Source organism: Streptomyces orinoci (genome assembly GCF_003121295.1).
Lineage (GTDB): Bacteria > Actinomycetota > Actinomycetes > Streptomycetales > Streptomycetaceae > Streptomyces > Streptomyces orinoci.
In genome coordinates this window covers 90,930-116,531 of the sequence record NZ_PHNC01000029.1, presented here as the reverse complement: position 1 = coordinate 116,531, position 25,602 = coordinate 90,930, and the positions used below count along the sequence as shown (strand labels likewise).

29 protein-coding genes are annotated in these 25,602 nt (G+C 72.1%); 23 read left to right on the top strand and 6 right to left on the bottom strand.

What is annotated here, in order from left to right; translation table 11 throughout:
* Positions 1-3: 3 nt before the first annotated feature.
* Positions 4-1,245, top strand: coding sequence for a gluzincin family metallopeptidase (locus tag CV755_RS15145; RefSeq protein ID WP_109280770.1), 1,242 nt, complete (start codon positions 4-6; stop codon positions 1,243-1,245).
* A gap of 129 nt (positions 1,246-1,374) precedes the next feature.
* Here the strand turns inward: CV755_RS15145 and CV755_RS15140 are convergent, their stop codons facing one another.
* On the bottom strand, positions 1,375-2,625 hold the full coding sequence (locus CV755_RS15140) for a glycosyltransferase family 87 protein (protein WP_109280769.1): 1,251 nt from the start codon (positions 2,623-2,625) through the stop codon (positions 1,375-1,377).
* A gap of 135 nt (positions 2,626-2,760) precedes the next feature.
* Between CV755_RS15140 and CV755_RS15135 the strand changes: the two genes are divergently transcribed.
* The 9 genes from CV755_RS15135 to CV755_RS15095 all read left to right on the top strand — a co-directional run bounded on the left by CV755_RS15135 (position 2,761) and on the right by CV755_RS15095 (position 7,180).
* A complete protein-coding gene (locus CV755_RS15135; RefSeq protein WP_109280768.1) occupies positions 2,761-3,903 on the top strand; it encodes a glycosyltransferase family 4 protein in 1,143 nt (380 codons plus the stop codon).
* 106 nt (positions 3,904-4,009) lie between these two features.
* The gene (gvpO, locus tag CV755_RS15130; protein ID WP_109280767.1) at positions 4,010-4,312 is read left to right on the top strand and encodes a gas vesicle protein GvpO; all 303 of its coding nucleotides are present in this window, start codon (positions 4,010-4,012) and stop codon (positions 4,310-4,312) included.
* A 38-nt stretch (positions 4,313-4,350) separates the two neighbouring features.
* A complete protein-coding gene (locus CV755_RS15125; protein WP_109280766.1) occupies positions 4,351-4,764 on the top strand; it encodes a gas vesicle structural protein GvpA in 414 nt (137 codons plus the stop codon).
* Positions 4,761-5,477: a GvpL/GvpF family gas vesicle protein gene (locus CV755_RS15120; protein ID WP_109280765.1), complete on the top strand. Its 717-nt coding sequence runs from the start codon at positions 4,761-4,763 to the stop codon at positions 5,475-5,477. Before CV755_RS15125 ends, CV755_RS15120 begins: the two co-directional genes overlap by 4 nt.
* On the top strand, positions 5,477-5,683 hold the full coding sequence (locus tag CV755_RS15115) for a gas vesicle protein GvpG (RefSeq protein WP_109281881.1): 207 nt from the start codon (positions 5,477-5,479) through the stop codon (positions 5,681-5,683). Before CV755_RS15120 ends, CV755_RS15115 begins: the two co-directional genes overlap by 1 nt.
* Positions 5,659-5,958: a gas vesicle protein GvpJ gene (locus tag CV755_RS15110; protein WP_109280764.1), complete on the top strand. Its 300-nt coding sequence runs from the start codon at positions 5,659-5,661 to the stop codon at positions 5,956-5,958. Before CV755_RS15115 ends, CV755_RS15110 begins: the two co-directional genes overlap by 25 nt.
* Entirely contained in the window at positions 5,948-6,748 is an 801-nt protein-coding gene (locus tag CV755_RS15105; protein ID WP_161968699.1) for a GvpL/GvpF family gas vesicle protein, read from the top strand. Before CV755_RS15110 ends, CV755_RS15105 begins: the two co-directional genes overlap by 11 nt.
* Positions 6,741-6,893, top strand: a complete 153-nt coding sequence (gene gvpJ / locus CV755_RS15100) for a gas vesicle protein (protein WP_109280762.1) — start codon at positions 6,741-6,743, stop codon at positions 6,891-6,893. Before CV755_RS15105 ends, gvpJ begins: the two co-directional genes overlap by 8 nt.
* On the top strand, positions 6,890-7,180 hold the full coding sequence (locus CV755_RS15095; protein WP_277751814.1) for a gas vesicle protein K: 291 nt from the start codon (positions 6,890-6,892) through the stop codon (positions 7,178-7,180). The genes gvpJ and CV755_RS15095 overlap by 4 nt, the downstream gene beginning before the upstream one ends.
* 216 nt (positions 7,181-7,396) lie before the next feature.
* On the opposite strand, the gene CV755_RS15090 is transcribed toward CV755_RS15095, so the two are convergent.
* On the bottom strand, positions 7,397-9,214 hold the full coding sequence (locus CV755_RS15090; protein WP_109280761.1) for an AMP-dependent synthetase/ligase: 1,818 nt from the start codon (positions 9,212-9,214) through the stop codon (positions 7,397-7,399).
* A gap of 267 nt (positions 9,215-9,481) precedes the next feature.
* On the opposite strand from CV755_RS15090, the gene CV755_RS15085 reads away from it, so the two are divergent.
* The 6 genes from CV755_RS15085 to CV755_RS15060 all read left to right on the top strand — a co-directional run bounded on the left by CV755_RS15085 (position 9,482) and on the right by CV755_RS15060 (position 14,462).
* Complete coding sequence (locus CV755_RS15085) at positions 9,482-10,243, top strand: metallophosphoesterase family protein (RefSeq protein ID WP_109281879.1); 762 nt, start codon at positions 9,482-9,484, stop codon at positions 10,241-10,243.
* An 88-nt stretch (positions 10,244-10,331) separates the two neighbouring features.
* On the top strand, positions 10,332-10,778 hold the full coding sequence (locus CV755_RS15080) for an SRPBCC family protein (RefSeq protein WP_109280760.1): 447 nt from the start codon (positions 10,332-10,334) through the stop codon (positions 10,776-10,778).
* Positions 10,779-10,930: 152 nt separating this feature from the next.
* Positions 10,931-12,169, top strand: coding sequence for an ArsA family ATPase (locus tag CV755_RS15075; protein ID WP_109280759.1), 1,239 nt, complete (start codon positions 10,931-10,933; stop codon positions 12,167-12,169).
* A gap of 115 nt (positions 12,170-12,284) precedes the next feature.
* Positions 12,285-12,695 (top strand): DUF5304 family protein, encoded by a 411-nt coding sequence (locus CV755_RS15070; protein ID WP_109280758.1) that lies wholly within the window; start codon positions 12,285-12,287, stop codon positions 12,693-12,695.
* Between the two features lie 56 nt (positions 12,696-12,751).
* Complete coding sequence (locus CV755_RS15065; RefSeq protein WP_109280757.1) at positions 12,752-13,693, top strand: ROK family glucokinase; 942 nt, start codon at positions 12,752-12,754, stop codon at positions 13,691-13,693.
* Positions 13,694-13,697: 4 nt separating this feature from the next.
* Positions 13,698-14,462, top strand: a complete 765-nt coding sequence (locus tag CV755_RS15060; RefSeq protein WP_109280756.1) for an endonuclease/exonuclease/phosphatase family protein — start codon at positions 13,698-13,700, stop codon at positions 14,460-14,462.
* 424 nt (positions 14,463-14,886) lie between these two features.
* Here the strand turns inward: CV755_RS15060 and CV755_RS15055 are convergent, their stop codons facing one another.
* Both CV755_RS15055 and CV755_RS15050 read right to left on the bottom strand, forming a co-directional pair.
* Positions 14,887-15,426, bottom strand: a complete 540-nt coding sequence (locus CV755_RS15055) for a hypothetical protein (RefSeq protein WP_109280755.1) — start codon at positions 15,424-15,426, stop codon at positions 14,887-14,889.
* Positions 15,419-16,186 (bottom strand): alpha/beta hydrolase, encoded by a 768-nt coding sequence (locus tag CV755_RS15050; RefSeq protein WP_109280754.1) that lies wholly within the window; start codon positions 16,184-16,186, stop codon positions 15,419-15,421. The genes CV755_RS15055 and CV755_RS15050 overlap by 8 nt, the downstream gene beginning before the upstream one ends.
* A gap of 125 nt (positions 16,187-16,311) precedes the next feature.
* On the opposite strand from CV755_RS15050, the gene CV755_RS15045 reads away from it, so the two are divergent.
* The 4 genes from CV755_RS15045 to CV755_RS15030 are packed head-to-tail and all read left to right on the top strand — an operon-like array spanning position 16,312 to position 20,057.
* Positions 16,312-17,082: a lysophospholipid acyltransferase family protein gene (locus CV755_RS15045; RefSeq protein WP_109280753.1), complete on the top strand. Its 771-nt coding sequence runs from the start codon at positions 16,312-16,314 to the stop codon at positions 17,080-17,082.
* Between the two features lie 15 nt (positions 17,083-17,097).
* Complete coding sequence (gene macS / locus CV755_RS15040; RefSeq protein WP_241561218.1) at positions 17,098-18,321, top strand: MacS family sensor histidine kinase; 1,224 nt, start codon at positions 17,098-17,100, stop codon at positions 18,319-18,321.
* Positions 18,318-18,983, top strand: a complete 666-nt coding sequence (locus CV755_RS15035; RefSeq protein WP_109280752.1) for a response regulator — start codon at positions 18,318-18,320, stop codon at positions 18,981-18,983. Before macS ends, CV755_RS15035 begins: the two co-directional genes overlap by 4 nt.
* 42 nt (positions 18,984-19,025) lie before the next feature.
* Positions 19,026-20,057 carry a 6-phosphofructokinase gene (locus CV755_RS15030; RefSeq protein WP_109280751.1) on the top strand — a complete coding sequence of 344 codons (1,032 nt, stop codon included), beginning with the start codon at positions 19,026-19,028 and terminating at the stop codon, positions 20,055-20,057.
* Positions 20,058-20,188: 131 nt separating this feature from the next.
* On the opposite strand, the gene CV755_RS15025 is transcribed toward CV755_RS15030, so the two are convergent.
* Complete coding sequence (locus CV755_RS15025; protein WP_109280750.1) at positions 20,189-22,123, bottom strand: anthranilate synthase family protein; 1,935 nt, start codon at positions 22,121-22,123, stop codon at positions 20,189-20,191.
* A 276-nt stretch (positions 22,124-22,399) separates the two neighbouring features.
* On the opposite strand from CV755_RS15025, the gene CV755_RS15020 reads away from it, so the two are divergent.
* Positions 22,400-23,749 carry a class II 3-deoxy-7-phosphoheptulonate synthase gene (locus CV755_RS15020; RefSeq protein WP_109280749.1) on the top strand — a complete coding sequence of 450 codons (1,350 nt, stop codon included), beginning with the start codon at positions 22,400-22,402 and terminating at the stop codon, positions 23,747-23,749.
* A 127-nt stretch (positions 23,750-23,876) separates the two neighbouring features.
* Positions 23,877-24,143, top strand: coding sequence for a (2Fe-2S)-binding protein (locus CV755_RS15015; RefSeq protein ID WP_109280748.1), 267 nt, complete (start codon positions 23,877-23,879; stop codon positions 24,141-24,143).
* A 162-nt stretch (positions 24,144-24,305) separates the two neighbouring features.
* Here the strand turns inward: CV755_RS15015 and bfr are convergent, their stop codons facing one another.
* Positions 24,306-24,794, bottom strand: coding sequence for a bacterioferritin (gene bfr, locus CV755_RS15010; RefSeq protein WP_109280747.1), 489 nt, complete (start codon positions 24,792-24,794; stop codon positions 24,306-24,308).
* Positions 24,795-24,956: 162 nt separating this feature from the next.
* On the opposite strand from bfr, the gene CV755_RS15005 reads away from it, so the two are divergent.
* Positions 24,957-25,589 (top strand): sulfite oxidase-like oxidoreductase, encoded by a 633-nt coding sequence (locus tag CV755_RS15005; protein WP_109280746.1) that lies wholly within the window; start codon positions 24,957-24,959, stop codon positions 25,587-25,589.
* Positions 25,590-25,602 lie beyond the last annotated feature (13 nt).

The following is a 25,602-nucleotide window of genomic DNA, read 5'->3' as shown; positions in this document are numbered from 1 at the left end:
AGCATGCGGGGCGTGAACGGCCGGATGCGGTGCGGCCGCCTGCTGGCGGCGCTGCTTGTGCTGCTCGCCTGCGCGGGCTGCGGGGCGGGCGGCTCCCTGGGCTCCGGCGGGGGCACCGGCGGCGAACGGACCGCGGTACGGAGCCTGCTGGACGGCTGGGCCGCGGCGGTACGGGACCGCGACCGGCACCGCTATCTGGCCGCCGTGGATCCCCGGGCCACCGGCTACCGGACCGAGCAGGCCCGGGTCTTCGCCAACCTGGCCCATGTCCCGCTGTCCTCCTGGGACTACCGGCTGCTGCGCACCGGGGGCTTCGCCCCGCTGCCCGGGGACGGACACCGGGTGGCCGTCGAGGCCGAGCTGCGCTACCGGCTGGCCGGCTATGACACCGCCCCGGTCGCCGCGGCGGTGCGGCTGACCGCGGTACGGCGGGACGGGCACTGGTACCTGGCCGGGCAGGACGCGGGCCAGGGCGCCCGGCAGCTGTGGGACCAGGGCCCGGTCACCGTGGTGCGCGGCGACCACAGCCTGGTGCTGGGCGTCGGCCAGGACGACACCCGGCTGCGCGCCCTGGCCGGGATGGCGGACCGGGCGGTGCCACGGGTGGCCGACGCCTGGAAGGCCCGGGACTGGCCGGGACGGGTGGTGGTGGAGCTGCCCGCCTCGCTGGAGCGGATGGGGCAGCTGCTGGGGGCGCCGGCCGCGAACTACCGGGGCATCGCGGCGGTCACCAGCGGGGAGGTGGGCAACTCGGGGGCCGCCCCCGCCGACCGGATCGTGGTCAACCCGGAGGCGTATGGCAGCCTCTCGGACTTCGGGCGGCAGATTGTCCTCACCCATGAGACGGCCCATGTGGCCACCCGGGAGCGGACTTCGGCGGCCACGCCGCTGTGGCTGTCGGAGGGGTTCGCGGACTGGGCGGCGTACCGGGGTACGGGGCGTACGGCTGCGGAGGTCGCGCCCGAGCTGGGGCGCTCGGTGCGTTCGGGTGCCGTGCCGCAACAGCTGCCCGCCGACGGGGATTTCCGGTTCACCGGGGACTCCGGGACGCTGGCGCGGGCTTATGAGGGGGGCTGGCTCGCGTGCCGGATGATCGCGGAGCGGTGGGGGGAGGCTGCGCTGGTCGCGTTCTACCGGGCGCGGGGTTCGGCGGCTGCCGTGCGGAGCGTACTTGGCGTGAGTGAGGACGAGTTCACGGCTCGGTGGCGCGGTTATGTGCGGGCAGCGTTCCGCGGTGCTTTTTAGGGGCGCGGGGAACTGCGCGACCAGCCAGCGACGGCCCGCGGCCGACAACGCACCCGGACACGCGCGCACCCGGACACGCGCGCACCCGGACACGCGCGCACCCGGACACGCGCGCACCCGGACACGCCGTTACGGCGTCACCAAAGCAGACGCCCGCTCCGCCGGAGGCTCGGGCTCATCGGTGCGCTCCGCCTCCGTGACCGTCTCCCGCCACAGGCGGGCACAGGACACCACCGTCGCCGCCACCAGCAGCGCATTGCGCAGCGTCAGCGTGGCCACGCCCAGCTTGTCGCTGGCCACCACATGGTGGAACCAGATGGGGAACTCCAGCTGGGTCAGCGGCGCCGCCAGCAGCATCAGCAGCACCGGCAGCCGCTGGCGGCTGCCGCGCATGGTCACACACACCGCCCCCAGGCCGATCAGCCAGATCACATACTGCGGGCTGATCACGCGGCTGGTGGTGGTGAACAGCAGCACCGCCGTGAAGGCGGCGTCCGAGGGCGTACAGGCGGTGAACCGGCGGGCCCGCATCCGCCAGAACACCAGCCAGCCGAAGGCCACCAGGCTCAGCAGCAGAGCCAGCGCGCTCACCGCGTGCACATGGCGCCCCAGGAACTCCACCGACCCGTAGTGCAGCCGCGCCCGGCCATGCCAGCCGAAGTGCCGGCCCAGGTGGAAGACCAGCGAACCCAGCGACTCCACCTCCGTGCCCCGGTCCCGCTGGAAGGTCAGGAAGGCCAGCGCCCCCGGCATGGCCACCGCGAACATCATGGCCATCACCACCGCCGTGACCAGCGCCGAAGTCCAGGCCGTACGGGTGCGCGGGCCGCGCTCCACGCCCACCAGCAGCAGCACCGGCCAGATCTTCAGCAGCGCCCCGAAACCGGCCAGCGCCCCGGCCAGCCGGGCCCGTCGGCCCAGGGCCAGCAGGCCCGCCACCGCCACCGCGGTGACCATCACGTCATAGCGGGCGTAGACGATCGGGCCCAGCAGCGGCACCCCGGCCACCCACACCCACACCCCGTGCACACTGCGCCGGCCGCCGCGCGCCGCGTACAGCAGCATCCCGAAGGCGGCCGCGTCGGCGGCGAAGCAGACCACGAAGAAGGCCGGGGCGTAGTCCAGGAACGGCAGCAGGCCCGGGGCCAGCACCGCCAGCGCGGCGGCCGGCGGATACTGCCAGGTCACATCGTCGAAGGGGAAGACACCGGTGCTCAGCACCCCGTACCAGCCCTGGTAGATCACCTTGATGTCCACCGAGACGTCCGACCCCGGCATCACCAGTACCCGGAAGACACACAGCAGGAGAAAGGCCCTGGTGAGGGCCCACACCACGATCGGCAGCCGCAGCCGAGAGCCCGTCGGGGAGCTCGCCATCATCGAGACCTCACCAGCCTGTACTCGCCGTATCCAGGACGTCACTGGAAGGCATGATGCCTGGCCGGCCGGCCCGCATGCGGCACTTGCGGTACGTGGCGCCCAGGCGCCCGGAGCGAGCGGGTACTGTCGGCGGCGATGCACAAGACCCTGATAGTCACCAATGACTTCCCGCCACGCCCCGGGGGCATCCAGGCATTTCTGCACAATATGGCGCTGCGGCTGGACCCGGAGAAGGTCGTCGTCTACGCCTCCACCTGGAAGCGCGGAGCGGAGGGCCGTCAGGCCACCGAGCGCTTCGACGCCGAGCAGCCCTTCACCGTGGTCCGCGACCGCACCACCATGCTGCTGCCCACCCCCCGGGTGACCCGCCGGGCCGTGGAACTGCTGCGCCGGCACGGCTGTACCTCGGTGTGGTTCGGGGCCGCCGCGCCGCTGGGGCTGATGGCGCCGGCACTGCGCCGGGCCGGGGCGCGCCGGCTGGTGGCCACCACCCATGGCCATGAGGCGGGCTGGGCCCAGCTGCCGGCCGCCCGCCAACTGCTGCGGCGCATCGGCGAGGGCACCGACACCATCACCTATCTGGGGGAGTACACCCGGTCCCGGATCGCCACCGCCCTCACGGAGGAGGCGGCGGCCCGGATGGTCCAACTCCCGCCCGGTGTCGATGAGAAGACCTTCCACCCCGACTCCGGCGGCGCCGAGACCCGGGCCCGGCTGGGGCTGGCCGGCCGGCCGGTGGTGGTGTGCGTCTCCCGGCTGGTGCCGCGCAAGGGCCAGGACACCCTGATCAAGGCCATGCCGGCGGTGCTGGCCGCGGTGCCGGAGGCGGTGCTGCTGATCGTCGGCGGCGGACCGTATGAGAAGGACCTGCGGCGGCTGGCCGGGGAGACGGGCGTGGCGGACGCGGTCCGCTTCACCGGCGCGGTGCGGTGGGAGGAACTGCCCGCCCACTATGGCGCGGGCGATGTCTTCGCCATGCCCTGCCGCACCCGGCGCGGCGGGCTGGATGTGGAAGGGCTCGGCATCGTCTATCTGGAGGCCTCGGCGACCGGGCTGCCGGTGGTGGCCGGTGACTCCGGGGGCGCACCGGACGCGGTGCTGGAGGGCGAGACCGGCTATGTGGTGCGCGGCGGCTCGGCGGAGGAGTGCGCGGAGCGGATCGTCACCCTGCTCAACGACCCCGCGCTGCGGCGGCGGATGGGCGAGCGCGGCCGGGAATGGGTCGAACAGCGGTGGCGCTGGGACCTGTTGGCGGAGCGGCTGCGCGGACTGCTCTAGCGATTTACCGGCGGGTTGCTCAAGTTCCCTTGCCCCCAAGGTGTTTGACCGGCGGGTGGCGCGGTAGCCGGGTGGTCAAGGTCCCTGCGGACGAACAGAGGCCCTGATGACAGACACACCCGACAAGGGCAGGCGGCGGGCGGCGGGAGACGGTCCCTCGGTGGCGGACATCCTGCGCACGGCCCGGGCCCAGCTCGCCGAGGTCTCCGGTCTGCGGGCCGAGGGCGTTCCCCGGTTCGAACGGACCGAGGACGGCTGGCTGGTGGAGGCCGAGGTGCTGGAGATCGCCCGGGTGCCCGAGACCATGAGCGTGATGGCGCTCTATGAGGTGACCCTCGACGCCGACGGCCTGCTCACCGGCTATCGCCGCGTGCGGCGCTATGAGCGCGGGAGGACCGACTCCCGCTAGCCCAGCGCCGCCGTGGACACGAGAGGAAGTGTCCCAGTATGAGCGTTGTCCCGGCGCAGCAGACCTCCGGTGGCGGCACCAGTGGTCTGTATGACGTCCTGGAACTGGTCCTCGATCGCGGCCTGGTGATCGACGCCTTCGTCCGCGTCTCCCTGGTCGGCATCGAAATCCTCAAGATCGACGTACGGGTCGTGGTGGCCAGCGTCGATACCTATCTGCGCTTCGCCGAGGCGTGCAACCGGCTGGACCTGGAGGCCGGCCCGCACCGTAGCGCCGGACTGCCCGACCTGGTCGGCGAGGTCACCGAGGACGGAGCGCGCGGCAAGGTCAAGGGGGCGCTCTCCGGTGCCGCGCAGACCGTCTCGGACGCCTTCCACTCGGTGCGCGAGGGCGGCGAGGACTCCGGCCGCCGCCGCACCGCCTCCCGGGCCAAGAAGGAGGAGAGCGAGTGAGCACCTATGTCTATGGCATCACCCGGGAGACGACCGCCCTGCCCAAGGGCCTGGCCGGCGTCGGCGAACCACCGGCCGGGCTGCGGCTGGTGACCGGCGGCGGGCTGGCCGCGGTGGTCAGCGACTGCCCGGAGCAGCTGCGGCCCAAGCGCCGTGACCTGCTGGCCCACCAGAAGGTGGTGACCGAGCTGGCCCGCGAGGCGCCGGTGCTCCCGCTGCGCTTCGGCAGCGTCTCGGACGACGACCGGCGGGTGGGCGAGGTGCTCACCGAACGCGCCGAGCGCTATGCCGGGCAACTGGACCGGCTGGACGGGCGGGTGGAGTACAACGTCAAGGCGGTGCACCAGCAGGACGCGGTGCTGCACCTGGTGCTCGCCGACGACCCGGAGCTGCGCGCCCTGACCGAGGCCAACCGCCGTGCGGGCGGCGGAAGTTATGACGACCGGCTGCGGGTGGGCGAGCTGGTGGCCGCCCGGGTCAAGGAACGCGAGCAGTGGGACGCCGAGCTGCTGACCCAGGTCCTGGAGCCGCTGGCCGAGGAGTGCCGCCCGGGCCCGGAGAGCTCCGGCTGGTTTGTCAGCCTCTCCTTCCTGGTGCGGGAGGCGGAGGCCGACCGGCTGCTGAACGCGGTGGGCCGGCTGGGCAAGGCCTACACCCATCTGGAGCTCAGGGTGAACGGACCGCTGCCGCCGTACAGCTTTGTGGACTCGTGATCCTGATCGGCTGGGTGCTCCGCCGGCTGCTGGCAGAGGCGGAGCGCCTCTACTACGACCCCTCCGTGGTCCAGGAGGAACTGCGGCAGCTGGCGGCCGAGTTGGAGGAGGGACGGATCGACGAGGCGGAGTTCGACCGGCGGGAGGACGCGCTGCTGGACCGGCTGGAGGAGGCACGGCGATGGATCGACGACCGTCAAGCGTAGGCGGCCTGCCGGAGCGGCGGCCCGGCTCCGGGGAGCCCGCCAACCTCGCCGACATCCTGGAACGGGTGCTGGACAAGGGCGTGGTGATCGCCGGGGACATCCGGATCGAGCTGCTGGACATCGAACTGCTCACCATCCGGCTGCGGTTGGTGGTGGCCTCGGTGGAGCGGGCCAAGGAGATGGGCATCGACTGGTGGGAGCACGACCCCGCGCTGTCCTCCCGGGCACGCGGAAACCGGCTGGAGGCAGGGGAGGGAAGCCCTGGTGACACCTGAGGAACTGCTGTATGCCTATGCCATCGCCCGGGAGGGCGCGCTCCGCCCGGAGACCCTGGAGAACCTGACCGGAGTGGCCGGCGAACCGGTGCGGGCGGTGCCCCACTTGGGGCTGGCCGCGCTGGTGGGGCGGGTGCCGGCGGCGGAGTTCGACGAGGGGGCGCTGGCCGAGGGGATGGAGGACCTCTCCCGCCTGGAGCGGGTCGCCCGCGGCCACCAGCGGGTGGTCGAGGAACTCTCGGCCGCCCTGCGCTGTGTACTGCCTATGCGGCTGGCCACCGTCTACCGGGACGAGACCGGGGTGCGGCGGATGCTGGCCGCCGGGCGGATGGACTTCGGCGCGGCGCTGGACCGGCTGGACGGGCGGGTGGAGTGGGGCGTCAAGGTCTACGCCCTCATGGAGCCGTCCGAACCGTCCGGGGCGTCCGGGGTGGACGGGCCATCCGGGGCGTGCGGGTCGGATGCCGGCGCCAAGCCCTCCGGCCGCGAGTATCTGCGGCGCCGGGGGGCGGCGCGCCGGGCGCGCGGCGAGGGCGTACGGGACATCCATGGCGCCCTGGCCGGGCTGGCCGAGCGGGCCCGGGTCTATCCGCCGCAGAACTCCCGGCTGTCCGGGGCCTCCGGGCGCAATGTCCTCAACGCGGCCTATCTGGTACGGCGGGAGCGCGGCGGCGACTTCACCTCGGTGGTCGGTGAACTCGCCGAGGCGGGGCCCCGGAGCGGACTGCGGGTGGAGCTGACCGGGCCCTGGGCGCCGTACTCCTTCGTCCGGGAGGACGGCGATGGATGAACGCCGGCTCTCCCTGGTGGACTTGCTGGACCGGCTGCTGGCCGGGGGCGTGGTGATCGTGGGCGAGGTGACGCTGGGCGTCGCGGAGGTCGAACTGGTACGGATCGACCTCCGGGCGCTGGTGGCCTCGGTGGAGGCGCTGTGACCCGCCACGTGGACATCGATCCGGACCGCGACCGGGAGGCGGTCGAACGGGACTTGATGCGGCTGGTGCTGACGCTGGTCGATCTGCTCCGCGAACTGATGGAGCGTCAGGCTCTGCGGAGGGTGGAGGGCGGTCAGCTCACGGAGGAGCAGGAGGAACGGGTCGGGGTTGCCCTGATGCTCCTGGACGAGCGAATGGCCGAGCTGTGCGCTCGCTTTGGCCTCCACCGTGAGGAACTCGACCTCGACCTGGGCCCTTTGGGCTCCCTGCTGGGCCGAGCCCCATAGGGGCGCGGGGAACTGCGCGACCAGCCCAAGACGGCCCGCACTTGGTCACGGCGCTTCATTCCCGGGTGCGGGCCGCCTGTGGTTGTTCGCGCAGTTCCCCGCGCCCCTGGTGGGGCTGGTGTTTCGTGTCAGGGTGCGGGCCGCGCGTGGCTGGTCGCGCAGTTCCCCGCGCCCCTTGCGGGGCGCAGGCGTCCCGCGCCCCTGCGGGGCACACCGTCAGCGTTGGTAGAGCGCTTCGATCTCGTCGGCGAAGTCCTTCGCGACAACGTTGCGCTTGAGCTTCAAAGAGGGCGTGACATGCCCGGAAGCCTCCGTGAACTGCGTCGGCAGGATACGGAACTTGCGTACCGACTCCGCCTGGGAGACCGCCGCGTTGCCGTCGTCCACCGCCTTCTGGACGTCCGCCAGCAACTCCGCGTCGTCCACCAGATCCGCCGCCGTCAACCCCTCCGGCTTGCCGTGCGACTTGAGCCACCGCGGCAGGAAGTCCTCGTCGATGGTGACCAGCGCGCCCACAAAGGGACGCCCGTCCCCCACCACCATGCACTCGGCGATCAGCGCATGCGCCCGGATGCGGTCCTCGATCACCGCCGGGGCGACGTTCTTGCCGCCCGCCGTGACCAGGATCTCCTTCTTGCGGCCGGTGATGGTGAGGAAGCCGTCCTCATCGAGGGTGCCCAGGTCACCGGTGTGGAACCAGCCCTCGGAGAGCGCCTCGGCGGTGGCCGCCTCATTGTTCCAGTAGCGGGTGAACAGGTGCTCGCCATGCAGTAGCACCTCCCCGTCGTCCGCGATACGGACCACCGAACCCGGCAGCGGCTGGCCCACCGTGCCGATCTTGGGGCGGTCGGCGGGGTTGAAGGTGGTGGCCGCGCAGGACTCGGTCAGCCCGTACCCCTCCAGCACCGTGAAGCCCACGCCCCGGTAGAAGTGGCCCAGCCGCTCGCCCAGCGGCGCGCCGCCGGAGATGGCGTGGGTGGCCCGGCCGCCTAGAACGTCCCGCAGCTTGCTGTAGACCAGCCGGTCGAAGACCAGGTGCTTGAGTTTGAGCCCGAAGGACGGGCCCTCGGGGGTGTCCAGCGCCCGGCTGTAGGCGATGGCGGTCTCCGCCGCCTTGTCGAAGATCTTGCCCTTGCCGTCCGCCTGGGCCTTGGCCCGCGCCCCGTTGTAGACCTTCTCGAAGACCCGGGGCACGCCCAGCATCAGCGTGGGGCGGAAACCGGCCAGGTCCTCGGTGAGGTTCTTGATGTCGCTGACCATGCCCAGCTTGATGGGGGCCAGCAGCGCGCCCACCTCCACCAGCCGGCCGAAGACATGGGCGGCGGGCAGGAACAGCAGCACCGAGGACTCGCCGGTGACAAACAGCGGCTTCAGCCGCTCCACCGCGTTGCCGCACTCGGCGAAGAAGTTGCGGTGGGTGAGCAGACAGCCCTTGGGGCGGCCGGTGGTGCCGGAGGTGTAGACGATGGTGGCCGGGGAGTCGGCGTCGGCCAGCGCGCTGCGCTCGTCCACCGCCTCATCGCTGATCCCCGCGCCCTCGCCGGCCTCGCGCAGCCGCTCCACCGCGCTCTCCCCTTGGGGGGCGCCCTCGATCCGCCAGAGGTGCTTGAGCTCGGGGAGGCGGTCGCGTACCGACTCCACCGCCTCCTGGTGCGCCTCGGTCTCCACCAGGCAGGCCACCGCGCCGGAGTCGCCCAGGATCCACTGGATCTGCTCCGGGGAGCTGGTCTCGTACACCGGCACAGTCACCCCGCCGGCGCTCCAGATGGCGAAGTCCAGCAGTGCCCACTCATAGCGGGTGCGCGACAGCAGGCCCACCCGGTCGCCCGGCTGGACGCCCGAGGCCATCAGGCCCTTGGCCGCCGCCCGGACCTCGGCCAGGAACTGCGCGGCGGTGACGTCCTGCCAGCGGCCGTCCACCTTGCGCCCTATGACCGCGACATCCGGGTGGAGCGAGGCGTTCCGGCGGATGAGATCCGTCAGATTGCCGTCGGCCGGGACCTCATAGAGAGCCGGAAGGCTGAACTCGCGCAAGACTGCTGCTCCTCGTCGGGCGCCGGCGCCGCCGCGTCGTCGAGGGGCGCTGCGTCGGCTGCGGTCCATGATCAGGCAGGGGGTGAATTGGACGGCCCGGACGTTACCCACCAGTATGGATTTCGAATAGGGGTCACGCCCAGATGTTCTGCGCGTCACATGCGCCGGGACCACTGCCCGAACCCTAGCCCCTCCGCTTGGTAACCCGGAAGTAACCGCAGGTCGCAGCACTTCCGAAGGCCGGATGCAGCGCCTAGGGTGCCGGTCATGCGAGTTCATGTGGTCAGCGATGTACACGGCAACGCCGAGGACCTCGCCCGGGCCGGCGAGGGGGCGGACGCCCTGGTGTGCCTGGGCGATCTGATCCTCTTCCTGGACTACGCCGACCACTCCCGCGGCATCTTCCCCGAGCTCTTCGGCACCGCCAACGCCGACCGCCTCATCGAACTGCGCGCCGCCCGCCGCTTCACCGAGGCCCGGGAGCTGACCCGCTCCCTGTGGGCGGGCATAGACCGGGAGACCGCCGTGGAACAGGCGGTGCGCAAGCAGTACGCGGAGCTGTTCGCGGCCTTCCCCACCCCCACCTACGCCACCTACGGCAATGTGGACATCCCCCGCCTGTGGCCGGAGTTCGCCCGGCCCGGCACCACCGTGCTGGACGGCGAGCGGGCGGAGATCGGCGGACTGGTCTTCGGCTTTGTCGGCGGTGGCCTGAAGTCGCCGATGCGCGGCCCCTATGAGATCGATGCCGAGACCTACGCCGCCAAACTGGCCGCCCTGGGCGAGGTCGATGTGCTCTGCTCACACATCCCGCCCGATGTCCCCGAGCTCTGCTACGACACCGTCGCCCGCCGCTTCGAGCGGGGCAGCGAGGCCCTGCTGGCGGCCATCCACGACATACGCCCCCGGTACGCCCTGTTCGGCCATGTCCACCAGCCGCTGGCCCAGCGGATGCGCATCGGCGCCACCGAGTGCGTCAATGTCGGCCACTTCGCCTCGACCGGTACCCCCTGGGCCCTGGAGTGGTGACGCCCGGCGCGAGGTAGCCTTCACCGGCAGAACACAGCCAGACACAGCGGAACACAGGCGGCCGGACCGGTACGGAGGAGCCACGGAGATGGCGGAACACACCAGCTCGAGCATCACGATCGAGGCGACCCCCGCCGAGGTCATGGCGGTGATCGCCGACTTCGACCACTACGCGGAATGGACCGGGGAGGTCAAGCAGGCCGAGGTGCTGGAGCGGGACGAGCAGGGCCGGGCCGCCAAGGTGCGCCTGGTGCTGGACGCCGGCGCCATCAAGGACGACCACACCCTCGCCTACTCCTGGCCCTCGGACCACGAGGTGTCCTGGTCGCTGGTCAAGTCCCAGATGCTGCGCCAGCTGGACGGCTCCTACAGCCTCAAGCCGCTGGACGGCGGCGCCCGGACCGAGGTGACCTACCAGCTCACCGTGGACGTCAAGATCCCCATGCTGGGCATGATCAAGCGCAAGGCGGAGAAGGTCATCATCGACCGGGCGCTGTCCGGGCTCAAGGCCCGGGTCGAGTCCCTGGCCGGGTAGGCGGAGCGCTTCTCCCTGCCGGGTAAGCGGAGCGCTTTGCCGAAAATGTGAAGTCATGCGGCTGCGGGCCGTCCGTGGCCGGTCGCGCAGTTCCCCGCGCCCCTGGGGGCGCGGTGGCTGATCGCCGTCGCGACGGCGAAGGAAGGTTCCTTGTGCGTACGGTCCTCGTCACCGGTCCCGGCGGCGCGGGCCGCACCACCGTCGCGGCCGCCACCGCCCTGGCCGCCGCCCGGCAGGGGCAGCGGGTGCTGCTGCTCACCAGCGACCGGGGCCCCACCCCGGAAGCGGTCCTGGGCACCGCACTGCCCGCCGGCCCCGCCCAGGCGGAGCCCTGGAGCCCGCCGGTGCAGGCCGCGCCCGGACTGTGGGCGGCCCGCATCGCGGTGGCCGAGCACTTCACCGCCCGCGCCCGCGAGCTCCAGGAGCGCGGCACCTCCCTGTTCGACCTGCTGGGCGCCGCCCCGCTGGACCCCGAGGAACTCACCGAACTCCCCGGCGCCGAACCGCTGGCCCTGCTCACCGCGCTGCGCACCGCCCACGCCCGGCCGGACCGGGACCTGCTGGTGGTGGATCTGCCGCCGGACCGTGAGGCGATACGTTTGCTCGCCCTGCCCGAGCAGCTGCGCCGCTATCTGCGCCGGCTGCTGCCGCCCGAGCGGCAGGCCGCCCGTGCGCTGCGCCCGATGCTGGCCCAGCTGGCCGGACTGCCCGCGCCCGCCCAGCGGCTCTATGAGACCGCCGAGCGCTGGGACGCCGAACTGGCCGCCGTCCAGCAGGTGATCGAGGCGGAGACCACCACCGTGCGCCTGGTCGCCGAGCCCGGCCCGCCGGCCGTGGCGGCGCTGCGGGCCACCCGCGCCGGACTGGCCCTGCACGGCTGCCGGGTGGACGCCCTGGTCCTCAACCGGCTGCTGCCGCCGGAGGCCGCCGGGGAGTCGCCCTGGCTGGCCGGCCTGGCGGCCGAGCAGGCCACCGCCGCCAAGGCGCTGCGCGAGGAGTGCCACCCGGTGCCCGTCACCACCGTGCCCCACTTGGGCCGTACCCCGCGCGGGCCGGCCGACCTGGCCGCGCTGCTGCCCGGTCCGCTGCCTGCCGGGCCCGCCGGGTCTGCCGATCCCGCCGAGTCGGCCGTGCAGCCGTGGACCGTGGAGGACCGGCTGGACGCGGACGGCCTGCTCATCTGGAAGCTGCCACTGCCCGGCGCCGACCGGGACGGGCTGGGCCTGGTCCGGCGCGGCGACGAACTCATCCTCGCGGTGGGCGAGTTCCGCCGGATACTGCCGCTGCCCTCCGCGCTGCGCCGCTGCTCCGTCGCCGGGGCGGGGCTGCGGGACGGGGCGCTGTGCGTACGCTTCGTACCCGACCCCGCGCTGTGGCCCCGTACCCGGTGACGGAGCCGGTACCCGGCCCGGCGGTGGCCCCGGTGACGGACCGGTGACGGACCCGGTGAACGGCGCTACCCCCTTCGGGTAACGTCGAGGACAAGTCCCCGTCCAGGAGTTCGCCATGAGTGACGTTCCCTCGCCCGACCCCGACGCCTGGGAGCAGGCCTGCGCCGAGGACCTCGCGGCCGAACGCGCCCGCCAGGAGGAACCGGGCAGCGCCGCCGAGGAGCTGCGCAAGCTGGTGGACGCGGTCGCCGGCAAGGTCTCCGAGCTGCGGCTGCCGCTGGCCGGCGCGGAGGCCGTACAGCAGCTGGCCGCCCGGGCCAAGGCCGTGGTGGAACCGGTCATCGAACGCAACCCGGAGGTCTTCGACCACCTGGCCGCCGCCGGCGGCGAACTGCTGGCCGCCTACCGGGCCGCCGTGCAGGGCCAGGAGCGGCGCTGGACCCGCGGCGCCACCGGGGAGAAGCCCGCCGCCGGGGACGGCCCGGGCGGCGAGGGCGGTGGAACCGAACACATCGACCTCGACTGAGAAGCCTCCGGTACGGTTGGCCTTGGCGGGGTTCGAGCGAAACAACTGAGGGACACATGGGACTCACCATCGGCGTCGACATCGGCGGCACGAAGATCGCGGCCGGCGTGGTCGACGAAGAGGGTTCGATCCTCGCGACGTGCAAGGTTCCGACCCCGGACACCCCGGAAGGGGTCATCGACGCCATCGCGGACGCGGTACGCACCGTGAGCGAGGGCTTCGAGGTCGAGGCCGTCGGCATCGGCGCCGCGGGCTATGTCGATGACAAGCGGGCCACCGTGCTCTTCGCGCCCAACATCAACTGGCGGCACGAGGCGCTCAAGGACAAGGTCGAACAGCGCGTCGGCCTGCCGGTCGTGGTGGAGAACGACGCCAACGCCGCCGCCTGGGGCGAGTACCGCTTCGGCGCCGGCCAGGGCCATGACGACGTCATCTGCATCACCCTGGGCACCGGCCTGGGCGGCGGCATCATCATCGGCAACAAGCTGCGCCGCGGCCGCTTCGGTGTGGCCGCCGAGTTCGGCCATATCCGGGTGGTCCCGGACGGCCTGCTGTGCGGCTGTGGCAGCCAGGGCTGCTGGGAGCAGTACGCCTCCGGCCGCGCCCTGGTCCGCTACGCCAAGCAGCGCGCCCAGGCGACCCCGGAGAACGCCACCGTCCTGCTGGGTCTGGGCGACGGCACGCCCGAGGGCATCCAGGGCAAGCATGTCAGCGACGCCGCCCGCCAGGGCGACCCGGTGGCCATCGACTCCTTCCGCGAACTGGCCCGCTGGGCCGGTGCCGGACTCGCCGACCTGGCCTCGCTGTTCGACCCCTCCGCCTTCATCATCGGAGGCGGCGTCTCCGACGAGGGCGACCTGGTGCTGGACCCCATCCGCAAGTCCTTCCGGCGCTGGCTGGTGGGCAGCCAGTGGCGGCCGCACGCCCAGGTGCTCGCCGCCCAACTCGGCGGCAAGGCCGGGCTGGTGGGCGCGGCGGACCTGGCCCGGCAGGGCTGAGGCCATGAGCACCGTGGATGTCCTGACGGACCTTCCGGCCTCGCGTACCGAACCGGACGGCTCCGCCGTCATCCGCGTGCTCAGCTACAACATCCGCTCCATGCGGGACGACGTCGGAGCGCTGGCCCGGGTCATCCGGGCCTGCGCCCCCGACGTCGTCTGCGTCCAGGAGGCTCCCCGCTTCTTCCGCTGGCGCAAGGCGGCGGCCCGGCTGGCCCGGCTCTCCGAGCTGGTGTACGTCACCGGCGGCGCCCCGGCGTCGGGCCCGCTGATCCTCTCCTCGCTGCGCGCCCAGGTGCTGCGCACGGAGGACGTCCTGCTGCCCAGGACCCCCGGTCTGCACCAACGCGGCCTGGCCACCGCCGTGTTGCGCTTCGGCCGCGCCGAAGTGGGCGTCATCAGCTGCCACTTGAGCATCAACGCCGCCGAGCGCTATGAACAGGGCCGGCTGGCCCTGGAACGGCTGGCCTCGCTCGGGGTACGCCATGGGGTGCTGGCCGGTGACCTCAACGACCGCCCTGACGGCCGCACTTTCGGCCTGCTGGCCGACGCCCTCCAGGACGGCTGGGCGACCCGCCCCTGGGGCCGCGAACACACCACCCGCCTCGGCGACCCGCTCCAGCGCATCGACGCGGTCTTCGCCACGGCGGGGGTCGGGGTGCTCGGCTGCGGGGTCCCCATGGGGTTGCCGGGCATCCCCGAAAGCGACCTGCGCTCCGCGACGGACCACTTGCCCGTCCTGGCAGCACTCCGCGTACCGGCTCCCTGACCGGTCGCCCCCCCAGGGGCGCGGGGAACTGCGCGCTCAGCCACGCCCGGCCCGCGCCCAACCGACAACGGCCATCGACAGTCGCCGTTTCGTTGCCGGGTTCCTTCAGGGGCGCGGGGAACTGCGCGACCAGCCACCCACGGCGTGCGGCCGAGCGGCGGCGGCCGTCGGCAGACGCCGTTTCGTCGCCGGGTGCGGCCCGGTGGCCGGTTGTGCCCACCCTCCCCCAGCCTCCGGCCGGGGGTGCCCCCATCGCCCTGCGGAACGACTGCCCACAACGGTGCCCTGTCAGGGGCGCGGGGAACTGCGCGAGCAATCACGCACGGCCTGCGGCCGACCGGCAACGGCCGTCGGCAGGCGCCGTTTCGTCGCCGGGTGCGGCCCGGTGGCCGGCCGCATATGCGGGGCCGCCGCGTGGGCGGGGTCAGACGACCGCTCCGCGCCCCGGGTCCTCCTCGTCGTCCTCGCCGTCCTTCATGCGCACGATCAGCGTCGCGAACCCGCCGAGGAAGCCGCCCACGCCCACCGTCACCATCCACCAGGTCAACTCCTGTTGCAGGAGCACCATCAGGAGCAGTAGCAGCGGGCCGCCCAGGACCGCCAGCCAGGCGAAGCGCGAGGTGACGTCGCCGGTCGGCAGGGGCGGGGGCTCGGGCGGGATGAAGTGGCCCTCGTCGTCCTCCGCCGAATCGGCGGAGTCCGCCGAATCCGCCGGCTCCGCGGCCTGCCAGTCGCGGGGCCCCACCCCGGGCGCGTAGACGATAAAGCTGCCGGGACGGGCCGCCGGAGCCGGCGGGGACGGCTCCTCCGACCCGGTCGCGGGCCAGTGCCCCTTCTCCGGGTCGGGCTGTTCCCCGTAGGAGGCGACCAGTTGGGCCCAGGCCGCGTCCTCGTCCAGCGGCTCCCGGTCGCGGTCGTGCTCCCGGTCGCCGTCCCGGTCGCGGCCTGCGTCACGCTCAGCCACGGGGGGCCGATTCCTGCCGGGTGAGGCGGCCGATAAAGGCGTAGGACTCCTCGAAGATGGTGGCGGCGTCATGGTCCAGCGTCGCCACGTGATAACTGCGCTCCAGCAGACGCTCGGTGAGGTCACGGGAGGACACCCGGGCCAGGATGCGCGCCGAGTCGGCGGGCGGCACCACATGGTCCTGGGTGCTGTGCAGCAGCAGCAACGGCTGGGTCACCTGGGGCAGTTCACGGTCCACCAGCTGGAGAAAGCGCCGGAAGGAGTACGCCGCGTGCAGCGGGACCCGGTGGTAACCCACCTCCTCGACACCCTCCTTGGCGATATCGCTGGCGATGCCCTTGGTGGAGGGCACCAGATGGCGCAGCACCGGCAGCGCCCGGGCGCCCAGCCCGTGCACCCGGTTCGCCGGGTTGACCACCACCACGCCGGAGACGGCCTCCTGGTGCTTGGCCGCCAGCCGCAGGGCCAGCGCGCCGCCCATCGACAGGCCGCACAGGAAGATCTGGGAACACCGCTCACGCAGCGACCACAGCGCCCGGTCCACCTCGGCGTACCAGTCCTGCCAGCCGGTGACCTGCATGTCCTGCCAGCGGGTGCCATGACCGGGCAGCAGCGGGAGGGAGACGGTCAGACCGCGTTCCGCGAGGTACTCCGCCCAGGGACGGACGGACTGCGGGGAACCGGTGAAGCCGTGACACACAAGGACGCCGACCTCTCCGCCGTCATGGCGGAACGGCTCGGCTCCGGGGAGGAGCGGCACCGGGATCTCCGATCAGGAAAACGGGACAACGGGATAACCCGAGGGTCTGCCCCTCAGCCTACGCGGAGCGCCGCGAGGCGGGTAGGCAGGTTAAGGTCTCCTCGTCACACACAGGAGGTTCTCGGTTGTTCTACGGCGCTATGAAGCTGTCCATCGGCGGGTCACTGAAGCTTGCCTTCAGGCCGTGGGTGGAGGGCTTGGAGAACATCCCGGCCGAGGGTCCCGCGATCCTGGCGAGCAACCATCTGTCCTTCTCGGACTCCTTCTTCCTCCCGGCGGTCCTGGACCGCAAGGTGACCTTTATCGCCAAGCAGGAGTACTTCACCTCCCCGGGTGTCAAGGGCAAGCTGACGGCCGCCTTCTTCAAGGGCGTCGGCCAGCTCCCGGTGGACCGCTCCGGCGCCCGCGGCGCCGGCGAGGCAGCCATCAAGAGCGGCATCGAGGTGCTGGAGCGCGGTGAGCTCTTCGGTATCTACCCGGAGGGCACCCGCTCCCCGGACGGCCGCCTCTACCGCGGCAAGCCGGGCGGCCTGGCGCGGGTGGCGCTGGCCACCGGGGCGCCGGTGATCCCGGTCGCGATGATCGACACCGAGAAGATCCAGCCGCCGGGCAAGGTGATCCCCAAGCTGATGCGCCCCGGCATCCGCATCGGCAAGCCGCTGGACTTCAGCCGCTACCACGGCATGGACGGCGACCGCTTCATCCTGCGCTCGGTGACCGATGAGGTCATGTACGAGATCATGAAGCTCTCCGGCCAGGAGTATGTGGACATCTACGCCACCGCCGCCAAGCGCCAGATCGCCGAGGAGGCCAAGCGGAAGGCGCAGGAGGAGAAGGAGGCGGCCGGGGAAGAGGGCGAGGGCACGGCGGCCAAGCGCCGCCGGCTCCGCAAGTAACCGGGACCGGGGGGAATGGCCGAGCGGCAGACGCGGCCCGGCCGCGCCCGGATGTCGGTGGAACTCCCGCTGTGGCGGGCGCTGACCGGCTACCGGCTGGTGGCCCTGGGCTATGCGCTGCTGCTGTTCGTCCCCGACTACCACCGCTACGCCCACCCGCTGGGCGCCGCCCTCTACCTGGGCGTACTCACCGCCTGGACGCTGGCCACCTGGCGCCGCTTCGGCTCCGCCGAGCGCTGCGCCTGGTACTTCCCGCTGACCGACCTGGCCCTGGCACTCGCCGGGATCCTGCTCACCGGCGTGCTGGACACCCAGGCCCGGATCGCCGACGGCTGCCATACCCTGCCCGCGGTCTGGACCTCGGGCGCGGCCCTGGGCTGTGCGCTCAAGGGCGGCTGGCGCTGGGCGGCCGCCGCGGCCACCCTGGTGGTCGCCGCCAATGTGGCGGAGCGCGAGGAACTTCCGGTACGCGACCTGATGCTGGTGTGGGTGGCCGCCATCGCCATCGGCTATGTCGTCGAGGTGACCCGTATCAGCGAACGCACCCTCGCCCAGGCCCTGCGGATCGAGGCGGCCACCCGGGAACGGGAGCGGCTGGCCCGGGACATCCACGACAATGTCCTCCAGGTGCTGGCCATGGTGCAGCGCCGGGGCACCGCGCTGGGCGGCGAGGCCGCCGAGCTGGGCCGGATGGCGGGCGAGCAGGAGATCGCGCTGCGCACCCTGGTCGCCGGGGGCCCCGGGCGTCCCGCCGAGGCCCCGTCCTCCCCGGACCCCGCCCCTGGCGCTTCCGGCGCCTCCGACGCTCCTGACGCTCCCGGCCAAGGTCCCTGTGATCTGCGGACGTTGCTCGGCCCGCGGGCCCGGCCCGGAGTCTCACTGGCCACGCCCGGCACGCCCGTACTGCTGGACGCGACCGCGGCGGCCGAGCTGGCGGCCGCCGTGGGCGCTGCCCTGGACAATGTGGAACGCCATGCGGGCGACGGCGCCCAGGCGTGGATCCTGGTGGAGGACGAGCCGGACGAGGTGATCGTCACCGTCCGGGACGACGGGCCGGGCATCCCCGAGGGCCGGCTGGCGGCCGCCGAGCGGGAGGGGCGGATGGGGGTGGCCCTGTCCATCCGGGGCCGGCTGGCGGAGCTGGGCGGCAGCGCGGAGCTGCTGTCGGTGCCGGGGCAGGGCACCGAGGTCGAGTTGAGAGTCCCGCGAAGGGGCCCGTCATGGGGGAGCGTTGGATGAGTGAACCGCTGAAGGTGATGGTGGTCGATGACCACCCCATGTGGCGCGATGCCGTGGCCCGCGATCTGGCCGCGGCCGGGATGACGGTGGTGGCCACCGCGGGCGACGGACCCCAGGCGGTACGCCGCGCCCGCGCCGCCCGGCCGGACGTCCTGGTCCTGGACCTCAATCTGCCCGGTCTGCCCGGGGTTGCGGTCTGCGGGCAACTGGTCGCCGAACGGCCCGAGTTGCGCGTCCTGGTGCTGTCCGCGAGCGGAGAGCACGCCGACGTCCTGGAGGCGGTGAAGTCCGGGGCGACCGGCTATCTGGTCAAATCGGCAAGCACCGAGGAGCTGTTGGCGGCGGTGCGCGCCACCGCCGCCGGGGACCCGGTGTTCACCCCCGGTCTGGCCGGGCTGGTGCTGGGCGAGTACCGCAGGCTGGCCGCCCGGCCCGCGCCGCCCGCCGCCGGCAAGGACGACACCCCCCGCCTCACCGCCCGGGAGACCGAGGTGCTGCGCCTGGTGGCCAAGGGGCTCACCTACAAGCAGATCGCCGAGCGGCTTGTCATCTCCCACCGCACGGTGCAGAACCATGTCCAGAACACCTTGGGAAAGCTTCAGTTGCACAACCGCGTGGAGCTGGTGCGCTACGCGATGGAGCAAGGGCTCGACGACGCCTGAGGCCGGCCGCCCGGGTGTCGTCCCGGCGGGAGGGAAGGTGTCATGCGGGTCGGAGTGCTGACCGGCGGCGGTGACTGCCCCGGTCTCAACGCGGTCATCCGCGCCGTCGTCCGCAAGGGCGTCCAGGAGTACGGCTATGAGTTCACCGGCTTTCGCGACGGCTGGCGCGGGCCGTTGCAGGGCCGGACGGTACGGCTGGACATCCCCGCGGTACGGGGCATCCTGCCGCGCGGCGGGACCATGCTGGGGTCCTCGCGGACCAATCCGTTCAAGGAACCGGATGGGGTGCGCCGGATCCTGGACAACCTGTCCGGGGAGGGGGTGGACGCGCTGATTGTGATCGGCGGGGAGGACACCCTGGGGGTGGCCGCCCGGCTGTCGCGGGAGCATGGGGTGCGGTGCGTGGGGGTCCCCAAGACCATCGACAATGACCTGTCGGCCACGGACTACACCTTTGGCTTCGACACCGCGGTCGGCATCGCCACGGAGGCGATCGACCGGCTGCACACCACCGCCGAGTCGCATATGCGGGTACTGGTGGTGGAGGTCATGGGCCGCCACGCCGGATGGATCGCCCTGCACTCGGGGCTGGCCGGCGGGGCCAATGTCATCCTCATCCCGGAACAGCGCTTCGATGTGGACCAGGTCTGCGGATGGGTGGAGTCCCGGTTCCGGGCCAGCTACGCGCCGATCGTGGTGGTGGCGGAGGGGGCGATGCCGCGCGACGGCGACCTGGTGCTCAAGAACGCCGCCGCGCGGGACTCCTTCGGGCATGTGCGGTTGTCCGGGGTGGGGGAGTGGCTGGCCGGGGAGATCGAGCGGCGCACGGGCAAGGAGGCCCGTACCACCGTGCTGGGGCACATCCAACGGGGCGGTACGCCCAGCGCGTTCGACCGGTGGCTGGCCACACGGTTTGGGCTGCACGCGGTTTCCGCGGTGCGGGAGGGGGAGTTCGGGATGATGGTGGCGTTGCGGGGGACGGATGTGGTGCGGGTGCCGATTGCTTCGGCTACGGAGCGGTTGAAGACGGTGCCGGTTGAGCGGTACGAGGAGGTCAAGGTGTTCTTCGGGTGACCGATGGGTGGGTGGGCACGCGGGGGTTGAGCTCGCCCTGACACCTGACCGCGAGTGGGTGGGCACGCCCCTTCGGGGCGTCGTCCACCCACCCGCGCACCACCCGTTGCCCTCAGCTGGGTTGGTGGGGGTTACCACCGGGGGCTGAGCGCCGTTGGCGGCTGGACGCCGATGGTGCTCAGCGCCTCGCACACCACCTGAACCCCGTTCAAGGTCAGCACCGACTCCGGGTGGAACTGGAAGCCCGCGAACCCCGGCCCGCGCAGCGCATGCACCTCGCCCGTGACCGGGTCACGGCTCAACTCCACACCCGGCACAGTGAATTCCGCACCGCACCGAGCCGTAAAGGTGTTGTAGAACCCCACCGTCTCCGGACGCCCGAAGAAGTCGATCCGCTCCTGCGCCCCCTGCAAGGGGACATCCTTCCGCACGATGTCCAAACCCAGCTCCGCGGCGAGGAGTTCATGGCCCAGGCAGACGCCCAGCAGCCCGTACCGGTGCCCCCGCAGCAGCTCCCCCGCCAGCCCGCGCAGCATCCGCATCCGGGGATCGGCGGCGTCCGAGGGGTTCCCGGGGCCGGGGCCCAGCACCACCGGGCCCCGGTGCGCCAGGGCCGTCTCCCGGACCCCCGGCGCGTCATGGCGCAGCACACTCACCGAGAGCCCGGCAACCCGCAGCAGATGGGCCAGCATCGCGGTGAAGGTGTCCTCGGCGTCGATGACCAGCGCGTGCCCGCTCAGCGAGGCCGCCTCGGCGGGGGTCTGCATCCGTACCCAGAACGGCGAGAGGTCCTCGCGCCGGGCGTCCAGCGCGGCCCGTACCCGGGGATCGTCCGCCAGCCGTACCGCGGGCGGCGCCGGGGCCGGGCGTCCCCCGATGGCGGCCAGCACGCCCGCCGCCTTGGCGCGGGTCTCCGCCGCCTCGCCGCGCGGGTCGGAGCCCCGTACCAGCGTCGCCCCGACCGACACCCGCAGCCGCCCCTCGGCCGAGATGTCCGCGGTGCGGATCAGAATCGGCGAGTCCAGGGTGCGCGCCCCGCCCGCGTCCCGGCCGAAGAGGGCCAGCGCTCCCGCGTAGTAGCCGCGCCCGGCTGGTTCATGACGGGCGATGACCCGGCAGGCGTTCTGCACCGGCGAGCCGGTGACCGTGGCCGCGAACATGGTCTCCCGCAGCACCTCCCGCACATCCAGCGAGGAGCGCCCGCGCAGCTCGTACTCGGTGTGCGCCAGGTGCGCCATCTCCCGCAGCCGGGGGCCGACCACCACCCCGCCCCGGTCCCCTACGGTGCACATCATCTTGAGCTCCTCGTCCACCACCATGGACAGCTCCTCGGTCTCCTTGCGGTCGCCCAGGAAGTCCAGCAGCCCCTCGGCGCTCGGGCCCGAGGCGGGATAGCGGTAGGTGCCGCTGATCGGGTTCATCACCACCGTCCCGCCGGACATCCGGACATGTACTTCCGGGCTGGCGCCCAGCAGCGTCCGGTCGCCGGTGTGCACCAGGTGGGTCCAGTAGGCGCCCCGCTCCCCGGCCAGCAGCCGCCGGAACAGCGCCAGCGCGTCGGCCGCCGTGAAGCCGGGGAGCTCGCCCTCGAAATCCCGGCGGATGACGAAGTTGGCGCCCTCGCCGGTGCCGATCTCCTGGCGCACCACCCGCTCCACCATGGCTGCATAGGCGTCGTCGTCCATGGTGAAGCCCGCGCCGTCGGCCACCCGGACCCGGTGCCGGGGCAGGGCGGCCAGTGCCGCGTCCAGCGGCAGGGCGTGGCATTCCTCGGCCCGCAGCACCAGCAGCGGGGTCCCGTCGTCATGGACCTCGAAGCCGCGCTCGCGGATCTGGCGGAACGGCACCAGCGCCAGCGCGTCCAGCACCGGGGCGCCGGCGGCGGGCGCGCCCTCGGGCAGCGGAATGTCGGCGAGTCGCGGCACCTCGGTCACCGGGCCGGTCAGCAGCTCGACCAGGTCATGGGGGTGGCCCGGGGTGCGGCGGCGCAGCAGGGCGAAGGGACGGTCCCCGGCGGTCAGCCGGGCGAGCAGGGCGGGGATGTCGGCGGGGAGGTCGGTGGGCATCGGGGTTCCTTCCGTAGGGGGTTCGGAGGAACGGCCGGGCCACTGAACGCCGAAGGCCGCCCCTCGGGCGGCCGGTGCGTGGATCCTGGGATGCGCGCGATCAGTGGGCCGCCGGGAGAGCGGTCCACCACCAGTTCTGGTTGAGCGACTTGAGCGACGCGTGCATGGGCGCACCATACCCGACGGCCCGGCGCCGCGTCTCCGTATTCCGGAAGGGTTGTCTCAGAGTGCGGGCGGCCCGGGGAAGGCCCCTCCGCACCCCGTAATGTTGAGGTCGTGACCGTGAACGCTGAACTCCACGCCGGTGGCAACACCTGGCGCTCTCTGCCCGCGGCGCAGCAGCCTGAGTGGCCGGACCAAGAGGCTCTGCGCGATGTGATCGCCGAGCTCGAGTCCTATCCGCCCCTCGTCTTCGCCGGTGAGTGCGACCAGCTGCGCGAGCGTCTGGCAGCGGTGGCCCGTGGCGAGGCGTTCCTGCTCCAGGGCGGTGACTGCGCCGAGGCCTTCGACGCCGTGGGCGCCGACCAGATCCGCAACAAGCTCAAGACCCTGCTCCAGATGGGTGCGGTGCTGACCTACGCCGGTTCGGTGCCGGTGGTCAAGGTGGGCCGGATCGCGGGCCAGTACAGCAAGCCGCGTTCCAAGCCGACCGAGACCCGGGACGGGGTGACCCTGCCGACCTACCGGGGCGACTCGGTCAATGGCTTCGCCTTCACCCCCGAGGCCCGTACGCCCGACCCCCAGCGGCTGAAGCGGATGTACCACGCCTCCGCCTCCACGCTGAACCTGGTGCGTGCCTTCACCACCGGTGGCTATGCCGACCTGCGCCAGGTGCACGCCTGGAACCAGGACTTTGTACGCTCCTCGCCCTCCGGGCAGCGCTATGAGCAGCTGGCCCGGGAGATCGACCGGGCGATGAACTTTATGAACGCCTGCGGGGTGGACCCGGAGGAGTTCAAGACGGTGGAGTTCTATGCCTCCCATGAGGCGCTGATCCTGGACTACGAGTCGGCGCTGACCCGGGTGGACTCGCGCACCGGTGACCTCTACGACGTCTCGGGCCATATGGTGTGGATCGGTGAGCGCACCCGGCAGCTGGACGGCGCGCACATCGAGTTCGCCGCCCGGATCCGCAACCCCATCGGGGTGAAGCTGGGGCCGACCACCACCCCGGAGGAGGCGCTCACCCTGATTGAGCGCCTGGACCCGGACCGTGAGCCGGGCCGGCTGACCTTTATCACCCGGATGGGCGCGGACAAGATCCGCGACCGGCTGCCGGAGCTGGTGGAGAAGGTCACCGCCTCCGGTGCGCAGGTGGCCTGGGTCTGCGACCCGATGCACGGCAACACCTTCGAGGCGGCCTCCGGGCACAAGACCCGGCGCTTCGACGATGTGCTGGACGAGGTCAAGGGCTTCTTCGAGGTGCACAAGGGCGTGGGCACGCATCCGGGCGGCATCCATGTGGAGCTGACCGGTGACGATGTCACCGAGTGCGTGGGCGGCGGCGACGAGATCTTCGTGGACGATCTGCACCAGCGCTATGAGACCGCCTGCGACCCCCGGCTCAACCGCAGCCAGTCGTTGGACCTGGCGTTCCTGGTCGCGGAGATGTACCGGGACCAGTAGGGGTGTGCCGAGTGCTGGGGCGCGGATCGTGTGATCCGCGCCCCAGTGCGTTGTCGCGGTCCGGACGGACCGGGTAAGGTAAGGGTTACCTTCCTAGTTGATCTCTCCCCGGCGAGGCGGTGGCCGCGTGTACGTCTGCTCATGCTTCGGCATCACGGAGCAGCAGGTGCGTGAGCATGCGGAACGGGGGGCGTGTACGCCGCGCAAGATCGCTTCGGCCTGCAAGGCCGGTACGGACTGCGGTGGCTGTGTGCGGCGTATCCAGGCGCTGCTGGGGCGGGGGGCGTGCCCGCGTCGGGAACTGGTCGAGCGCGGCGAGCGGGACGTTCTGGCGCCCGAGGTGAGGGTGCTGGCGCCGACGCCGCCCGCGCTGGGCGGGGAACTGGCTGCTTGAGCGGGGTTCGCCTTTCGGGTGCGGGTTGTGGGTGGCCGGTCGTGCAGTTCCCCGCGCCCCTTGGGGGGTGCCGCTGCCGGTCCGGTGTCTCTGTGCGGGCCGTCTTGGGCCGAGCGCGCAGTTCCCCGCGCCCCTGACGGGGCGCCCCCCAGGGGCGGGTGCCTAGTGGGAATCGCCGCTGGACTGGTCGATGAACTGGGCCAGATACAGCGGCTCGCCGAGTTTTTCGATCAGGCCCAGCTGGGTGTCGAGGTAGTCGATGTGGTCCTCCTCGTCGGCCAGGATCGACTCGAAGATATTGGCCGAGGTGATGTCGCCCTTGGCCCGCATCACCTCCACCCCCCGCCGCAGCCGGTCGATGGCCTCCACCTCCACCTGGCGGTCGGCCTGGAACATCTCGGTGATGGACTGGCCGATACGGACATGGAAGAGCCGCTGGTAGTTGGGCAGGCCCTCGAGGAAGATGATCCGGTCGGTGAGCACCTCGGCGTGCTTCATCTCGTCGAAGGACTCCGCGCGGGTGTGCTCCGCGATCTTGGTCCAGCCCTGGTGCTCCTGCAGCTTGGCGTGCAGGAAGTACTGGTTGATGGCGGTGAGCTCGCCGGTCAGCTGTTCATTGAGGAACTCAAGGATCTCGGGGTCGCCCTGCATCGCAGCGGCTCCTTCCGGGAGGAGGGCGTACGGATTGCGCGCATCCTCGCACCGGGTCAGGAAACCTTCCAGTAAGTGCACACTTAGTCGAACTTGTCCGGATAGAGGGGGCTGGATGGTCCCTGGTCATCAGCACCCCTGACGGTCTGACACCATTGAGGCATGGGCCAGCCGAAAAGCGCGGAAAGCCGCAAAGGGGAGACTCTCCAGCTGCCTCCGGGGCAGCGGCTCCAGCGCGGCTGGCCGGTGACGCACTATGGCCCGGTGCCGAAGTTCCGGCCGGAGCGCTGGGAGTTCCGGGTCTTCGGCGCCACCGCGGACGGTGACAAGCGGTGCTGGACCCATGAGGAGTTCACTGCGCTGCCCTACGCCACGGTGACGGCCGACCTCCACTGTGTCACCAAGTACAGCGTGCTGGGCGTGGAGTGGGGCGGGGTGCTGGCCCGGACCATCGTGGAGCTGGCACCGCCCGCGCCCGCGGTCACCCATGTGATGGTCTGGGCCGAGTACGGCTACAGCGCCAATCTGCGGCTGGCCGACTTCACCGATGAGCGGAGCATCTTCGCCACCCACAAGGACGGCGAACTGCTCACCGCCGAGCACGGCTTCCCGGTACGGCTGGCGGTGCCGCACCTGTACGCCTGGAAGGGCCCCAAGTGGGTGCGCGGCGTGGAGTACATGACCACCGACCGGCGCGGCTTCTGGGAGGAGCGGGGCTACCACAACCTCGGCGACCCCTGGCGGGAGCAGCGCTACTCCTACCAGGAGCTGCCGGGCGAGGGCCCCGAGCTCTAGCGCGGAGCGCCCG